The sequence below is a fragment of the Streptomyces sp. NPDC059009 genome, from assembly GCF_042740175.1.
Taxonomy (GTDB): Bacteria; Actinomycetota; Actinomycetes; order Streptomycetales; family Streptomycetaceae; genus Streptomyces.
Genome location: NZ_JBHYJB010000065.1, coordinates 5,310 through 20,779, shown reverse-complemented (window position 1 = coordinate 20,779; position 15,470 = coordinate 5,310). Strand labels below are relative to the sequence as shown.

The 15,470-nt window shown below is 74.0% G+C and carries 12 protein-coding genes; 4 read left to right on the top strand and 8 right to left on the bottom strand.

Annotation, left to right across the window (positions count from 1 at the left end; translation table 11 throughout):
- The 3 genes from ACFWYM_RS41840 to ACFWYM_RS41830 are packed head-to-tail and all read left to right on the top strand — an operon-like array spanning nt 1 to nt 4,143.
- On the top strand, nt 1-1,260 hold the full coding sequence (locus tag ACFWYM_RS41840) for a cytochrome P450 (protein ID WP_384849991.1): 1,260 nt from the start codon (nt 1-3) through the stop codon (nt 1,258-1,260).
- A complete protein-coding gene (locus ACFWYM_RS41835) occupies nt 1,257-2,555 on the top strand; it encodes a condensation domain-containing protein (RefSeq protein ID WP_384849988.1) in 1,299 nt (432 codons plus the stop codon). The genes ACFWYM_RS41840 and ACFWYM_RS41835 overlap by 4 nt, the downstream gene beginning before the upstream one ends.
- A gap of 10 nt (nt 2,556-2,565) precedes the next feature.
- Nucleotides 2,566-4,143: an AMP-binding protein gene (locus ACFWYM_RS41830; protein WP_384849985.1), complete on the top strand. Its 1,578-nt coding sequence runs from the start codon at nt 2,566-2,568 to the stop codon at nt 4,141-4,143.
- Between the two features lie 59 nt (nt 4,144-4,202).
- On the opposite strand, the gene ACFWYM_RS41825 is transcribed toward ACFWYM_RS41830, so the two are convergent.
- The 6 genes from ACFWYM_RS41825 to ACFWYM_RS41800 form a co-directional block, all read right to left on the bottom strand.
- Complete coding sequence (locus ACFWYM_RS41825) at nt 4,203-5,447, bottom strand: MFS transporter (RefSeq protein WP_384849982.1); 1,245 nt, start codon at nt 5,445-5,447, stop codon at nt 4,203-4,205.
- Nucleotides 5,444-5,956, bottom strand: coding sequence for a hypothetical protein (locus ACFWYM_RS41820; RefSeq protein WP_384849979.1), 513 nt, complete (start codon nt 5,954-5,956; stop codon nt 5,444-5,446). The genes ACFWYM_RS41825 and ACFWYM_RS41820 overlap by 4 nt, the downstream gene beginning before the upstream one ends.
- 98 nt (nt 5,957-6,054) lie before the next feature.
- Nucleotides 6,055-7,299, bottom strand: a complete 1,245-nt coding sequence (locus tag ACFWYM_RS41815; protein WP_384849976.1) for a hypothetical protein — start codon at nt 7,297-7,299, stop codon at nt 6,055-6,057.
- Between the two features lie 86 nt (nt 7,300-7,385).
- Nucleotides 7,386-7,538 carry a hypothetical protein gene (locus ACFWYM_RS41810; protein WP_384849973.1) on the bottom strand — a complete coding sequence of 51 codons (153 nt, stop codon included), beginning with the start codon at nt 7,536-7,538 and terminating at the stop codon, nt 7,386-7,388.
- Between the two features lie 39 nt (nt 7,539-7,577).
- The gene (locus tag ACFWYM_RS41805) at nt 7,578-9,128 is read right to left on the bottom strand and encodes a SulP family inorganic anion transporter (RefSeq protein ID WP_384849970.1); all 1,551 of its coding nucleotides are present in this window, start codon (nt 9,126-9,128) and stop codon (nt 7,578-7,580) included.
- 57 nt (nt 9,129-9,185) lie between these two features.
- Nucleotides 9,186-9,827 carry a carbonic anhydrase gene (locus tag ACFWYM_RS41800; protein ID WP_384849967.1) on the bottom strand — a complete coding sequence of 214 codons (642 nt, stop codon included), beginning with the start codon at nt 9,825-9,827 and terminating at the stop codon, nt 9,186-9,188.
- Nucleotides 9,828-10,258: 431 nt separating this feature from the next.
- On the opposite strand from ACFWYM_RS41800, the gene ACFWYM_RS41795 reads away from it, so the two are divergent.
- Nucleotides 10,259-12,085 carry a M4 family metallopeptidase gene (locus ACFWYM_RS41795; protein ID WP_384849964.1) on the top strand — a complete coding sequence of 609 codons (1,827 nt, stop codon included), beginning with the start codon at nt 10,259-10,261 and terminating at the stop codon, nt 12,083-12,085.
- Here the strand turns inward: ACFWYM_RS41795 and ACFWYM_RS41790 are convergent.
- Nucleotides 12,045-14,009 carry an SMI1/KNR4 family protein gene (locus ACFWYM_RS41790; protein ID WP_384849961.1) on the bottom strand — a complete coding sequence of 655 codons (1,965 nt, stop codon included), beginning with the start codon at nt 14,007-14,009 and terminating at the stop codon, nt 12,045-12,047. The genes ACFWYM_RS41795 and ACFWYM_RS41790 overlap by 41 nt on opposite strands.
- Nucleotides 14,010-14,117: 108 nt before the next feature.
- Nucleotides 14,118-15,176: a tetratricopeptide repeat protein gene (locus ACFWYM_RS41785; protein WP_384849959.1), complete on the bottom strand. Its 1,059-nt coding sequence runs from the start codon at nt 15,174-15,176 to the stop codon at nt 14,118-14,120.
- Nucleotides 15,177-15,470 lie beyond the last annotated feature (294 nt).

Sequence of the window (15,470 nt, the reverse complement as noted above, 5' to 3'; positions counted from 1 at the left end):
ATGAGCGCCCCGCCCTCACTCCCGCCCCCGTCCTCGTGGCCGGACCTCGCCGACCCGGACCTGTATGCCGACGGCGACCCGTACGCCGCCTGGCACACCCTGCGCGAGCACGCCCCCGTGCACTGGCAGCCGGCCGGTGACGGGCTCGGCTTCTGGTCGGTGACCCGGTACGCGGACGTCGAGCGGGTCCTGGCGGACCATGCGAGCTTCACCTCCGAACGCGGCACGCTGCTCGGCCTGTTGGGCCGCCACGACCCGGCCGGCGGCCGCCAGATGGCGGTCACCGACCCGCCCCGGCACGACCGGATGCGGGCGCCGCTGCACCGGGCGCTGCGGCTGCGCTCGGCCGAGGCGCACAGCGAGGAGATCCGGGCGGGGATCCGCGAGCTGCTGCCCGAAACGGACGGTGCGGAGCGTTCGTTCGACCTCTCCGCCGTCTGCGCCCAGCTCCCGCTCGTGGTGCTCGGGCCGCTGCTCGGACTGCCCGCCCGCGACCGCCCCCACCTGGTCCGCCTGGCCCTGATGTGCGCCGCCGAGGACGACCCCGAGCACCAGCTGCCCGAGGGGCCCGAGGCCACCCTGGAGCGCGGACACCGTGAACTGTTCGCCTACTTCGCCGACTTGGTACGGGACCGGCGGCGCCGCCCCCGCGCAGGGGACGGCGGCGACCTGGTCGACGTCCTCCTGACGATGGAGGTCGACGGCGCCCGCCTGACCCCCGGCGAGGTCCTCTCCAACTGCTACAGCCTGCTGCTCGGCGCGAGCGTGACCCTCGCCCACGTCCCGCCCGCCACCGTGCTCGAACTGACCCGCACCGGCCGCCACCACGACTGGGCCGGCCGGCCCGAACTCCTCGACAGCGGCGTCGAGGAGGCCCTGCGCTGGGCCTCACCGGCCCGTCACTTCATGCGCCACGCCCGCCGCCCCCTCGACCTCGCGGGCGTGCCCGTCGCCGCGGGCGACCCCGTCGTGGCGTGGCTGGGCTCCGCCAACCGCGACGGCGCGGTCTTCGCCCGGCCCGACACCTTCGACCCGGCCCGCCGCCCCAACCGGCACCTCGCGTTCGGCGCGGGCCCGCACTACTGCGCGGGGGCGGGCATCGCCCGGGTCACGCTCCGCCTGTTCTTCGCCGAACTCTTCGCCCGGTACGCGGAGATCGAGGTGACCGGTCCGCCCCGCCGGGCCCGCTCGACGTTCCTCAGCGGCATCACACGCCTGCCCGTACGCGTGCGGCCGAGGCAGAAGGAGGTGGCGCGATGACGGCGGCCACGCCCCGCGCGACGCGGGAGATCCACGAAGCGACGTACGCGCAGGAGCTGTTGCACCTGGTCGAGACGCTGCTCCCGGGCACCGTCCTGCAGCCGGGCTTCCTGGTCCGCGCGGCCTACCGGGTGCGGGGCCCGGTGGACGAGGAGGCGCTGCGCCGCGCCCTCGACGACGTGGTGGCCCGCCACGGCGCGCTGCGCACCGAGCTGCTGCGCGACGGCGAGACGCTCCGCCAGGGCGTGCACCCGCCCCTGCCCGCGCACCTGACCGTCACCCGCCTCGACGCGAAGCAGTCCGCGGACGACTGGATCGCGGAGGTGACGACACGCCCGCACCCGCACGGTGAACTCCCGCTCCTCTGGGCCTACTTGGCGCAACCGGTAGAGGGCGGCGACAACGCGGTCCTCGTCCTCGTCGCCCACCACATCGCGGCGGACGCCTGGTCGCAGGACGTCCTCGCCCGCGACCTCTCCGTCGCGTACACCGCACGGCTGCGCGGCGAGAAGCCCCTGGACGCCGACGTCATGCAGTACGCCGACATCGCCGCGGAGGACCACAGCGAGGCATGGCAGGCCCGCATCGGCGAGGCACTCCCGTACTGGCGCACCCGGCTCGCCGGGGCGGAGCGGCTCGGGCTGCCCGCCGAGTCGCCGGACGCCGCGCCGGGACCGACCGCGGTGCACCCGTTCCGGGTCGACGAGGAGCTGCGCCGCGCGGTGCGCACGGCGGCCCGGCGCGGTCGCACGACGCCCTTCACGCTGCTGCTCACCACGTTCGTGGGCGCGCTGCTGCCGCCGGGCGACGCGATGGTGCCGGTGATCACGGCAGGCCGGATCCCCTCGGAGTGGCAGACCGTCGGCTTCCTGCTCAACGTCCTGCAGATCCGCGTGACGCACACCGGACCGGCCGGCCTGACGGAGCTGTGCTCCCGCGTGGACACCCGCTGCCGCGAGGCGTACGCCAACGACATCCCCCTGATCCCGGTCCTGCGGCAGAACCCGGAGCTCCTGGAGCGGATGACCGACCGGAACCACGTCGCCCCCGCCTTCCAGATGATCGTCCGCCCGCCGGACCGCGCCCCGCAGCGGCCGCCGGCCCTCGCGCTCGACCCCCTGCCGATGGACACGCAGCCGCCCCTGCCGGTCCCGCTCCCGTTCCTGTGGACCATGCGCTGGGGCGACGACCAGCCCGGCGGCTACGTCACCTATGACTCCCACCTGTTCAGCGAGGCATGGATGGGGAGCGCCGTCGACCGCTACCTGAACGCCCTTGCGGAACTGGTCCGTTGACGTGCGGAGCGTGTCGGGCCCGCCGTTCGCCGGGCGGCCGCCGCACATCCTGGACCTCGCCGAGGCCCACCTCGGCGCCCCCTCGCCCGCGGTCGCCGACCACGACGGGACCTTCACCTACGCCGAACTCGAGGCGGCGTCCCGCGCGGTCGCCCACCTGCTGCTCACGCAGGGCGCCGACGCCGACGAGCCCGTCGTGGTGCACGGCACGGCGTCGCGGTGGACGGTCGCGGCGCTGCTCGGGGTGGTGCGTGCGGGGTGCCGGTACGTGCCGGTGGACGCGGGGTTTCCGCCGGAGCGGCAGCGGAGGATGCGGGAGGGGAGCGGGGCGCGGTTCGTTCTCGCGACGGGCGGCGTGGAGGCTGCGGACGGTGTGGAGGGGATACGCGCTGCGCGGGGTGGGCCACGGGGGCAGGAGGAGGGGCAGGGGCAGAGGCAGGGGGTGAACGGCGCGCGCGAGGCGGCGAGTTCACGTCGCGTACGCGTGCTGCGTGTTCCCACCGACCTCGGCTCCCCACCCCCGCCCCGGTTCACCGGCCGCCGCGGCACGCTCGCCTACACCATCTTCACCAGTGGCTCGACCGGACTGCCCGCGCCCGTCACCGTCCCCGCGACCGCTCTCGGCTGGTCCACCGCCGCCCGGCTGCGCCACTACCGCGAGCCCGTCGGCGCGTTCCTGCTCTGTTCGTCGATCTCCTTCGACAGCTCGATGGCGGGCGTCTGGTGGACGCTCGCCACCGGAGGGCTGCTCGTCGTGCCCGGCGGACGGCCCGGCGACCTTCTCTCGCTGGCCCGCGCCGCCGAACAGCACGCGGCCACCCACCTGTTGATGGTCCCCTCGCTGTACGGGGCGGCGCTGCGCGGTGGGCTCGGGGCCCGGCTCGGCGGGCTCACCACGGTCATCGTGGCGGGCGAGAGCTGCCCGCCCGCGCTCGTGGCCCGGCACCTCACCCACCTTCCGGGCGTCCGCCTCCACAACGAGTACGGACCGACCGAGTGCACCGTGTGGGCCACCGTCCACGCCTGCACCTCCGCCGACGCGTCCGCCCGTACGGTGCCCATCGGGCGCCCCGTCACCGGAGTCACCGCGTACCTCGGGCCCGGCAGTGACGGCGGCCCCGGCGAGCTGTACCTCTCGGGCCCCGGCCTCGCCGTCGCCGAGCCGGGCGGCGGCGGGGGAGAGCGGTTCGTCACCGTCGACGGCACCCGGTGCTTCCGTACGGGAGACCTTGTCTCCGTCCGCGACGACGGGGCGCTCCTCTTCCACGGGCGCGCCGACCACCAGTTGAAGCTCGGCGGGATGCGCGTCGAGCGGGCCGAGATCGAGCAGGCCCTCACCGACTGCGCGGGCGTCGCCGAGGCGGGCGTCGGCGTCACCGCGACGGACCGGCCGCGCCCGGTCGCCTTCGTCGTCATGGCGGGGACGGGCGGGGACCTCGACGAACTCGGGCTCCGCACCCGCCTCCTGCACAGCCTCCCCACGACCGCCCTGCCCGCGCGCGTCATCCCCGTACCGGCCCTGCCGCGGCTGCCCAACGGCAAGGTCGACCATGGGGAGTTGGACCGGCGGGCGGCGGGTGGCGGCTGAGAGCGGGCCGGGTCGAGCCGGGGACGGGCCGGGTAGGGCGGGGACGGACCGCGTGCGGGCTACGAGCGGGCCGCTCCGCGCAGCGCCGTCGCCGGGATCACCGCCAGTGCGAGGACGCCCGCCGCCGTCGCCAGGAGGGGGTAGCCCGCGCCCGCCACCACCAGGCCCGAGACCATGCCGCCCGTCGCGCCCGCCAGGGACATGCCCACGTCGACCAGGCCCTGGACGGAGGCGCGGCGTTCCGGTGGGACCGCGTCCGTGATGAGGGCGGTGCCGCTCACCAGGGCCAGGTTCCAGCCGATGCCCAGGAGGACGAGGGCGCACGCGAGCAGGGGTGTGCCGGCCGGTGGCGCGAGGGCGGCGAGGAGGCCCGCGGCCAGCAGGACGGCGCCGGACGCGGCCGCGACGGGCAGCCGGCCCGAGCGGTCCGCGAACAGGCCGCTCAGCGGCGACGGCAGGAACATCGCGCCCACGTGCAGGGCGATGACGAACCCCGCGGCCTGCGTGCCGTGACCGTGCCCGGTCATGTGCACGGGCGTCATCGTCATCACGGCGATCATCACCAGCTGGGCCGTGATCATCACGGTGGCGCCCGTGACCACACCGGCGGGCAGGGCGGCGGGCGGGGTGGTGGGCGGCTGCGTTCTGGTGGTCGGCTTCGGTGTGGAGCGGGCCAGGAACAGGGGGTCGGGGCGCAGCCACACCCACAGGACGAGGCCCGCCGCCGCATAGGCGACCGTCGCGAGCAGGAACGGCCCGGCGAGGCGCGGAATGCCCCAGGCGTGCGCCCAACTGCCCGTCGGGCCCACGAGGTTGGGGCCCGCGACCGCGCCGAGGGTCGTCGCGAGCAGCACCGTCCCCGTGGCCCGGCCCCGCCGCTCGGGCGGTGCGAGATCGGCGCCCGCGTACCGTGTGAGCAGCCCCGTGGCCGTCCCGGCCCCGTAGACGAAGAGCGAGGTGAGGAGCAGCCAGGCCCACTCACCGGCGGCCCCCGCCACCACCCCGGCGCTGCCGAGCGCGGCGGCCCCGTGGCCGAGGGCGAGCCCGGGGCGGCGCCCCTTGCGCTGTGAGATGCGCCCGATCACGGCGGCCCCCAGGGCGGCCCCCGCGGTGAACAGCGCGGTCGGCAGCCCGGCGAGCCCCGTCGAGCCGAGCAGGTCCTCGGCGAGCAGCGCGCCGACCGTGATCCCGGCCGCCATCCCCGCGCCGCCGAGCGCCTGTGAGACGACGAGGACGGTCAGGATCCGGCGCAGCACCGGGGGCGGTGCCTCGTCCCCGGTGCTGCGCCGGACCGTCTCGGTCACAGGTCCGCTATCTCGGCCAGGGACAGGCCCAGTTCGTCGTGGAGGAACCGCACGACCGTCCAGTGCGCCACGGCGTCCTCGTCGAAGGGCCCGAACGCCTCGGTGTAGAGGGGGATCCAGCGCAGCGCCTCCTCGGCGGCCGTCGCCCTGCCGGGAGAGCGCTGGTACGCGTCGTAGGAGATGCTCCGGTGGTGGATGAAGTGCCCGCCGGGGAGCCGCTGTTCGCACAGCTCCCGGTACTCGCGGGTCTGCAGGATGAGGTAGTGCCAGATCTCGTCGATGTCCTGCTCCACGGGGAGGAACAGGCCGCCGAGCCGCTCGGGGTGGCGCGAGACCAGGTACAGATAGCGCAGACACTCGCGGACCTGGGCGGCGACCACCGGCCCGGCCGGTGCGCCGGGCAGGGCAGCGAAGTGCTCCACCACCTCGTCGTGCAGGGCGGGGCCGAGCAGCTCTTCGGCGGTGGGGGCGGGGGCGGATACGGGCGCGGGGGTGGGTGCGGTGGGCATACGGGGGTCCTGTTCCGAGGCGGTGGCGCGAGGAAGCAGCAGGTGGCAGGTGGCAGGTGGCAGGTGGCAGGTGGTGGGGCGGGGTCGGCCGGGCGTGGTCAGCCGGGCGTGCCCGGCGCCAGCCAGGCGTACTTGCCCGAGCGCCCGATCGGTACGTGGGCGCGGTGCTCTGCGTGGCAGTCACGGCCCGTCAACGCACCTACCGACGCGGCCAGTTGGTGCTCCTCGTCGGCGGCGAGCGGTTCGTCGTCGAAGGTCGTGTACGCCAGCAGGCAGCGGCCCTCGCCGGTCAGCTGCAGCTGGTGCAGGAAGACGCGGGACGAGACCGCGGTGATGCGGGCGTCCAGGTCGGCCTGCGCGACGGGCCCGCCGGGCGTCGGCAGCAGCTCCTTCTCGCGGCCGCAGAAGGAGACGATGCGCTCCGGGTCGGCGCTGCCGTCGCGGGTGCGGACGCAGTCGCCCGAGCGGTAGCGCACGAGCGGCATGTACGGGTTGCGGACGCTGGTGACGATGAGGCTGTGGATGCCGCTGCCCGGCTCCACGGGGATCAACTCCACGCTCATGTCGTGCAGATAGGGCCGGTAGCCGCCGTCCGCCGCGCTGTCGCTCTTGCTGTCGCTGTAGAAGAGGTAGCCCAGCTCCGTGCTGCCGAAGAGGTCGACCACGGGGCAGTCGAAGTGGGCGCGCAGATACGCGCGGACGTTCAGCGGGGCGTACTCGTAGGCGTGGATGATGCCCGAGGGGCGCGGGAAGCGGTCCCACAGGCCCCATGCGTCGACCCTGCCGACCAGGTGCGCGAGGTGGTGGGCGGAACAGTCCAGGAGGTAGGCGCCCGTGGGGTGGGCGGCGCTGACCTCGCGGATCTCGGCCAGCATCCGCTCGACCTCGGCGCGGTCCCAGTCGGCCGGGTCCAGACGGCGGTTGAGGTACAGGGTGCGGTCGTCGAGCCAGCGCTCGCCCGGGGTCGCGCCCGGCTTGCGGGCGTTGACGCGGGCCACGTGCTCGGTGGCGAGGACGGTGGTGAGCGAGACCCGCCGCGCACCGTCGTGCCAGCTCGCCCCGAGGTCGGGGTGCTCGCTCCACAGCCGGTAGTAGGAGCGGAGCAGGAAGTACGGGGGCCGGATGAGCTGCATGCGGGCGTGGTTGGTCCCGGTCGACAGGACGAACTCGGCCTCGCCCGCCTCCAGGGCGCTCTCCAGCGCGGGGGTCATCCAGTTGTCGGGGAAGCCCCGGGCGATCTCCGGCTTCTCGAGGATGGGGAAGTCGCCGCGCTCGACGGCGTCGCGGTACAGGGGGATGTCCCGTATGTGGTCCAGGACGTCGGCGTTCGGCAGGGGATTCAAGGGGGCTCCGGTGAGGGACGGGGGCGCTCGGCCATGCGGTCCTGGGGGCGGGGCGGCCACCGCACAGTGGCCGCCCCGCACAAGGGTCAGGAGATGCAGCCGGTCTTACCGGTGGCGCTGATGCAGCCGCTCTTGGGCGTCGAGCTGATGCACCCGTCCTTCGCGCCCTGCGCGGAGTTCGCGGCGACCCACTTCTGCCACACGGACTCCTCGGTCATGCGCTGGATGAGCTTCTCCACGGTGAACCCTCCATGGGTTGTTGATGGTTGGTGATGTGCTCAGTGCCGCGCGGCCCGCGCCGTTGCGGGCTCCTCGGCACCGGTACCGGCCACGGGAAGCGTCTTGAGACGCACCGCTTCCGTGCCGGAGTCGTTGTGCCGCAGCGCCCAGTTCTCCAGCGTCGTGCGGCAGGCGTGGTCCAGATGGCGCACGGCGGTGAGGTCCAGCTCGATGGGCCGGTCCTTCGGCATGGCCTCGAGCGTCTCGAGGATGCGCGGCAGCCGCAGGAACGTGGCGTTGCCGGTGAGCGTCACCACGAACCGTCCGTCGGTCAACTCCCGTACGTCGACCTGCACATGGGAGGTGTCCCAGGCGGACTTGACGACGGCGAGGACCAGGCCGAGGACCACGCCCTCGAACATGTTGGTCACCACGATGGCGATCGCGGTGGTGGCGAGGACGAACGCCTCGCCGCGGTGGGCGCGGGCGAGCGGCACGATCTCCTTGACGGGGATCAGCTTGCAGCCCGCGTGCACCAGGACACCCGCGAGCGCGGCGAGGGGGATGATGCCGAGCGCCGCCGGGAGCAGCACGGCGAACAGCAGCAGCCAGGCGCCGTGCAGGATGCGGGAGAGCCGGGTGCGGGCGCCCGCCTGCACGTTGGCGGAGCTGCGGACGATGACCGCCGTCATGGGCAGCGCGCCGAGCACACCGCACACGGTGTTGCCGACGCCCTGGGCGACGAGCTCCTTGTCGTACTGGGTGCGCGGACCGTCGTGCATGCGGTCCACGGCCGCCGCGCTGAACAGCGACTCGGCGGAGGCGATCAGCGTGAACGCCAGGACGGTGCCGAGCACGGCCACGCCGCCCAGGTCCGCCAGGTCGCCGAGGCCCGGCGGCTGGATGGCGTCGAACAGGCCGCGCACCGTCACATTGGCCACGTCCAGGCCGAGCCCGGCGCAGACGGCGGTGGCGAGGGCGACGGCCGCGAGCGGCGCGGGCACCAGGCGCACGGCGGCGGGCAGCTTCGGCCACAGCACGAGCACGGCGATGGTGCCGAGGCCGACGGCGGCCGCGGTGAGCGCGGCGGAGTCGCCCAGCGTGTCGGCGAGCAGCCCCGGCAGCCCGGCTATCTTGTCGGTCCCCGAGCGCGGCTGGGCCGCCCCGGCCATGGTGTAGAGCTGGCCGAGGATCAGGACGAGTCCGATGCCGGCGAGCATGCCCTGGACGACGGAGACGGAGATCGCCCGGAACCAGCGGCCGCAGCGCAGCAGTCCGAGCACGACCTGGAGCACGCCGGTGAGCAGCACGATCGCGCCGAGCATGCCGAGCCCGTACTCGCGTACCGCCTCGAAGACGAGGACGGTCAGTCCGGCCGCGGGCCCGCTGACCTGGAGGGAGCTGCCGGGCAGGAAGCCGACGACGATGCCGCCGACGATGCCGGTGACCAGGCCGAGTTCGGCCGGTACGCCGGAGGCGACGGCCACGCCGACGCACAGCGGCAGGGCGACCAGGAAGACGACGAGTGAGGCGAGGACGTCCTGACGGGCGACGCCTGGTTCACGCAACGCGCTGAAGGGCGCGCGGAGGTGGGGCGGGAGAGTGCGCATGGTGGTGGGGGATCCTGTCGTGTGTGCTGGGGGCCGGGCGGTGGGGCGCGCCGGCCGTCACAGCGGATCGAACGCCGGCCGGCCGTCACGCGACGGGCGGTGGGCGAGGACGGCCCCCGTGTGGACCTCGTAGTACCAGGCGTGAAGGGTGAGTTCGCCGGTGGCGGTCCGCTCTCTCACGCAGGGGTAGGCGTGGAGCGTGTCGAGCTGGGCGAGCACATGGGTCTGCACGGCCTCGGCCACGTCCACCGAGGCGGGGGCGGCCGAGCGCAGGGGTGCGTCGGGGGCGACGGAGTGCTCGAGCCAGTCGCGTACGGCGGGCACGGCGGAGAGGTCCTCGCGCCGGACCAGGGCGCCCACGGCCCCGCAGTGCGAGTGTCCGCAGACGACGATGTCGCGGACGCCGAGCACGCACACCGCGTACTCGATGGTGGCCGCCTCGCTGAACGGCCGTTCCTCGGGGCGGAGTTGGCCTCCGGTGGGGTAGGGCGGCACGACGTTGCCCGCCGTGCGCAGTTCGAAGAGCTCGCCGGGCCGCGCCCCGGTGATGAGGGTCGGGACGACGCGCGAGTCGGAACAGGTGATGAAGAGGGCTTCGGGCGACTGCCCGGCCATGAGGGCCTCGAAGGCCGGTGCGTTCCTCGGGTCCGCGACATGGGTCGAGGCGAAGGAACGGGCGTTGTCGATCAGTGATTTCAAGGTGGCCTGCCTCCTGCGTCGAACGGCGGAAGCCGGGGGACGCGGTGTGGTCGGGTCGATGGTGACAGCGCAGTGCGACAGTGCCGTGCGCCTCTCTCACTTTGCCATCGCATTACCGATCGGGGGCAGAGTCAATTTCTGCCAAAGAATGAGTAATTCGCGCCCCTGAACTGGGGAGTTGGCCAAAGATTTAACGACTCAATGAAGTCGATGTGGAGAAGGCGTGGAGTTCGAACGGCTCTTCCGTTTACTTGTTCTTTGCACGTCCAGATTTCGCCTGTCGGTGACGACGCCCCGTTGCTGCACAGGTGCAACACCGCTTCTATGACCCCATGAGGATCATGCAGACCACGGGTCGCCCCGGCAGACCGAGAGGCCGTCGCGGCGGAAGACGGCGACAGGGGAGCGGATTACCCGGTGCGGCGGTGCTGTTGAGCGTCGCCGCTCTCGTCGCCTCCGCGGCTCCTGCGCGCCCCGCCCCGGGCCAGGAGACAGAGACGCGCGGGGCGGACAGCGCGGTGGACGCGGCCCGCGCCTACCTGGAGGGCAGGGGCAGCCGCTATCGGATCGCGGACGCGCGACGGGACTTGATCCCCGCGGGGACGGTCACCTCGGGGGACGAGGAGACCGTGCGACTCCGGCAGCGGCATCGGGGCGTCCCGGTCCTGGGCGGCGAGTACGTCGTCCGGATGGAGAAGAACGACGGCGCGCGCGTCGTCACCGGCGTCTCCGGGAGGTACTTCACGGGACTGCGCACGGGCGCGACGGCCGAGGTGGGGGAGGGCGGTGAGGTTGGTGGGAGCGGCGAGGTCGGTGAGGGCGGCGAGAAGGGCGCCGTCGATCGTGCGGTCGACGCCGTGCGCCGCGACCTCGGCGCGCTGCACCCCGCGCTCAAGGGGGTCGCGCACGGTCTCGTCGTGCTGCCCACCGGGTCCGGAGTCCTCACCCGGCACATCACTGTGACCGGCAGCGACGCGGCGACCGGCACCCCGGTGCTGCGCGAGGTCTACGTCGACGTCCATACGGGCCGCCCCCTCCTGCAGTACAGCGGGATCAGGACGTTCGCCCCCGCCGGTACGGGCACGCACGCCCGGCTCGGCGGCGCGGACGACCGGAGAGACGGCACGGACGTCCGGAGAGACAGTGCGGACGCCCGGGGAGACGGCACGGACACGAGGCTCGACGGCACGCACGTGAAGCTGGAGGTCGACCGTGACGCGGCCCGTGGCGTCCACGTGCTGCGCGACCGTACCCGCATCCCCACCAGCGAGGACGGCCTGGAGCACACCTTGTCCGTCTGGGACGCGCGCGGAAAGCGGCCCGGTGACGTGGCCGGGCAGTGGCCCGCGGACATCCAGGAATTCGCCTCGCCCACCCCCGAGTTCGGCAGGGCGGCGACCGAGGCCGGTGCCGTGGACGCGCACTGGGCGGCGGCTCAGGTCCACGACTACTACAAGAAGAAGCACGGCCGCAGCAGCCTCGACGGCCACGGCATGACCATCAACTCCGTGGTGGGCGTGGCCGGGGGCGGGCAGCCGGGGGCCGACGGGCAGCCAGGGGTCAACGCCTTCTGGGACGGCGACAAGGTGGTGTACGGCACCGGGGACGCCGAGCACCGTCCGGCCGCCGCGGGCCTGGACGTCGTCGGCCACGAGATGACGCACGCCGTGGTCGAGCACTCCGCACGCCTCGTCCACGCGGGCCAGCCCGGCGCCATGGACGAGGCGTTCGCCGACTACTTCGGCAACTCCATCGAGAACGGCGTGCACAAGGTCCCCGACAGCGACCCGGACGCGGGCCTCGTCGGTGAGCGGCTGTGCCGGACGAAGACCCCGCGCGCGTGCGCCGTCCGCGACCTGAACGACGGGCGGACCACGGCCACGCTCGCTGCGGGTGCGGGTGCGGGTGCCGACGCCGTCGCCGAGGGAATGCACCTCAACTCGACTGTCTTCAGCGGGGCGTTGTGGGACGCCCGCAAGGAGCTCGGCGCCGACCTCACCGACACGATCGTCTACCAGGCGCTGACCCGGTACCTCACCCCGCTCGACGGCTTCACCGAGGGCAGGGCCGCCGTGCTGGCCGCGGCGAAGGACCTCGGCGTCCCTGCCGCCGCGCAGAAGAAGCTGGCCCGCGCCTTCGCCGCCCACGGCATCGTGCCCGGCTGGGAACGAGCCCTCGGCGTCGACTGCGACCCGCTCCTCGGGCGGCCCGGCACGGTCATGCGCCCGGACCCTCCGGCGTCGTCGAGCCCATGGTGATGACCAGGTAGGACTCGCCCGGCCCCGGCGGGCGGGTCCAGGAGCGGGTGACGAACGAGTGCAGCCGTCCCCGGTCGAGGGCGAGGCGGGGCAGCGTGACACCGAAGGCCGCGGCGATCGCCGCCAGCGCGTCCGCCTCGCCCCGCCCCTCCTGGTACGCGCCGCCTTCGCGTATCTCGGGGAAGAGCCGCTCCGGCGCCAGCTCGGCCGGTATCTCACCGGAGCGCTCGCACCGCTCGCCACGGACCGTGAACGCGTACGTCTCCGTGCCGTGCTCGGCCACGGAGAGGTGGAAGAGGGCGCCGAAGTCGAAGCTGTCGGGCGCCGCCCAGACCACCACGGCGCGGCCGTGCCGGGAGGCGGCGACGGCGGGGGAGACGAACCGCTGGTCGTTGAACGGCTGCGGGTCCCCGTCGAACGCGAAGCTCCAGTCGCGCCCGGCCCGGCCGAGCGCCGCCGGCGCCTTGTCGTCGTACGAGGAGGACCACCCGCCGGCCCGGCGCGCGTCCCACCACGGCATGGGCGGGTGCAGCACCGCCGCCTCCTCGCCCTCCTCACCGCCCACGAGGTCGGGCAGCGCGGCGGGTTCCACCCCCTCGGCGAGGACGAAGCGGTACGCGCGGCGCCCGCTCTCGTCCCGATCCTCCGCGAGCCACGCGAGACCCCCGGGGTCCATGTCGACGGCTGTCGCGACGGCACCGGTCGCCTCCTCGCCGCGCGGCGTGGCGAGCAGCGCCCGCGCCCGCTCCGGCGTGAGCAGGGGGCCGAGCAGCGGGTCGGCGGCGAGGCCGACCGGCGCGATGTGGTCGGGGCCCGCCGGCTGCCACGTGGGTACCGCGGCGAGCAGGGTCCGCCAGGCCGCGTCCGTCTCACCCCAGCGCGCCTGCTCCCGGGCCGTCGCCACAGCATCCCCGAACGGCCCCGGCGGGGTGTACGCGTAACGGCCCCCGCGCAGCTGCCGCGCCACCTCACGCTCCACAGCGCGCACTTCGTCCGAACCGCCCGGGACTTGGGACACGCTCGGACCGTCGCCGTCGCCGTCGCCGTCGCCGTCGTCCCAGGACCAGCTCCCGCGACCCGTGTGCTCGGCGAGCAACGCGGGCAGCAGCTCGCGCGCGTACACGGGGTCGGCGGCGAGTCCGTCGAAGCGGCACATGTAGCGGTCGCCGAGCAGCCACCTGATCTGGTCCCGCAGGGCCTCCGCATGCGGCCTGCCGAACTCCTGCACCTCCGCGAGCACCGCCTCGGCCCGCTCGAAGTCGCCTCGCAGCGCGTCCCGCCGCGCTACCACCAGCCGTTCGTCCAGCTCCTCGGTCGTGGCGTTCACGAACTCCGGCTGGTCGTCGCGGTCCGCCCGCATGCGGTGGAACTCCCGGTAGGCGTCCTGCATGAACTCCCAGAAGGACGCGTGCCGTTCGGGCGGACTGGCCCGCCAGGGCGCCCATGTGTACACCGCCCACTCGCCGTGCTGGTCCACGTCCCCCGGGTCCAGCATGACGCTCACGGCGTCGGACTCCACCGCCAGTTCGAGCGCGCGGGTCCAGACGGTGGCCTCCAGGATCTCCTCCTGTGTCGCGTCCTCCTCCAGGTCCTCCTGGAAGATCTCGGCGAGGCCCGCGGCGTCGTCGTGCCAGTCCGTCGTCTCCGCGCCCGCGAGCAGCCACACGAACCAGCCCGCGTGCCGCCAGCCGTCGGTGACCTCCAGGAACGACCGGAAGGACGGCGGCAGTCGGTGCCCGACGCGCGCTTCGAGGGCCGCGATGCGCGCGTCCGGGGCGGGCGCGAAGCCCAGCCATCGCGCGCGTCGCGCCTCCTCGTCGCCCTCGCCCCGCACGTCGTCCGGAGCGCATCCGTCCGCCCACTCCTCACTCCACCGCGTGAGGAATCCCCGCCAGTCGTGGCTCGCGCCAGCCGTTTCCATCATGCGAGCGATGGTCGCACCCACCACTGACAATCCCGGGTCCACGGCCGGGCCGACCGACAGGCGTACGGACCGGCAGCCGTACGGACCGGCGGTCAGGCGGGCCCGCGGTCAGGCGGCCGCCCTGGCAGCGGACGCGGGCTGCTCCGGCATCGCCTCGGCCATCACCTCGGCCCGGAACGCGGCGACCGTCTCCCGTGCCCCCTTCAGGCCGATGCGGGCGAACGTCTCGTCCAGGTCGGCGAGTTCGGCGAGCGTCTCCTGCCGGTCGCGGCCGAGGCGGGCCCGGGACTTGGCGAGACCGAGCCGGGAGAGCGCCGCACCCCGCGGCTCGCCCATCGCGCCGAACTCCTCCAGGGCGATCCCGTACGTGACGCGGGCGGCCTCGTACCACCCGGCCCGGTAGAGGATGTTGCCGCGCATCTTGTGGTTGTAGGCGAGCGCACCGGCCAGATCCATGGCGCGGCACACCACTTCGGCCTCCGTGAGCAGGGCCAGGGCCCGGTCCGGCTCGCCGCGCAGCGACAGGATGTCCGCGACACCGCGCAGCGACCAGGCGCGGCCCCGGGCGTCGTCCGCCTCGGTGGCGATGCGCGCCGACTCCTCGAAGAGGTCGAGGGCCCGCGCGTAGTCACCGGTGTTGCGGTGCATCTGGGCGATGCCGGACATCGCCCACACCATGTGGCGCGCCTCCCCGTGCGCCCGCCCCTGCTCCAGGAGTTGCTCGTGCAGTTCGGCGACCGCCGCATAGTCGCCCTGGATGCGGCCGGTCTCGGCGAGCCCCGCCAGCGAGTAGCCGTGCGCGAGCCGGTCACCGCTGCCCGAGGCCAGCGCGACCGCCCACGTCAGCAGCCGGCGGGCCAGCGGCAGCGCGCCGCACTGCCGGGCCAGGGTGCCGCCGCTCCACAGCGCCCAGGCCATCGCGCCCGAGTCCCCCGCGGTGCGCGCGCTGCGGTAGCTCTCGCGCCAGGCGGCCCGAGCCTCCGCAGCCCGGCCGAGGCGCCGGTTGGCCTCGGCCACCGCCAGGGCGGCACGGGCTCTGTCCAAGGGCGTGGCCGCCTCGGCGCGGGCCCGGCCCGCCGTCGCCAGGACGTCCTCGTAGGAGGAGTTCACACCGAGCTCCGCACTCAGCTCGCCTTGGTACTCGGGCGCGAATGCCTTGCCGTACATCAACCCATGGCCCTCTCGATCAACTTTGTGGTTCCGATCAAGAAGTTACGAGGGGCCGGGGGTGCGCCGAATCCGTCCGCGTATGGGCTTTGCCGTACGACTGGAGTGCTACGCGCGGGGGTGGAGGTCATCACCCGGGTGTACGGGATCGTCAGGGTCGGCCTCTGCGACCGAGGCGGCGCCGCCGACCAGGGAGGGCCGCGAACACCCGCAACGAGACCGCCCACCCCGACGCCGGCAATTATAAACAAAAACACACCCCACCAAACCACTAAAATAAGGCATTACAGGTTG

What these genes read in the sequence shown, in the direction of transcription:
- ACFWYM_RS41785 (WP_384849959.1), bottom strand. Translation starts at nt 15,176, where the DNA reads ATGTACGGCAAGGCATTCGCGCCCGAGTACCAAGGCGAGCTGAGTGCG.
- ACFWYM_RS41805 (WP_384849970.1), bottom strand. Translation starts at nt 9,128, where the DNA reads ATGCGCACTCTCCCGCCCCACCTCCGCGCGCCCTTCAGCGCGTTGCGT.
- ACFWYM_RS41840 (WP_384849991.1), top strand. Translation starts at nt 1, where the DNA reads ATGAGCGCCCCGCCCTCACTCCCGCCCCCGTCCTCGTGGCCGGACCTC.
- ACFWYM_RS41820 (WP_384849979.1), bottom strand. Translation starts at nt 5,956, where the DNA reads ATGCCCACCGCACCCACCCCCGCGCCCGTATCCGCCCCCGCCCCCACC.
- ACFWYM_RS41790 (WP_384849961.1), bottom strand. Translation starts at nt 14,009, where the DNA reads ATGATGGAAACGGCTGGCGCGAGCCACGACTGGCGGGGATTCCTCACG.
- ACFWYM_RS41835 (WP_384849988.1), top strand. Translation starts at nt 1,257, where the DNA reads ATGACGGCGGCCACGCCCCGCGCGACGCGGGAGATCCACGAAGCGACG.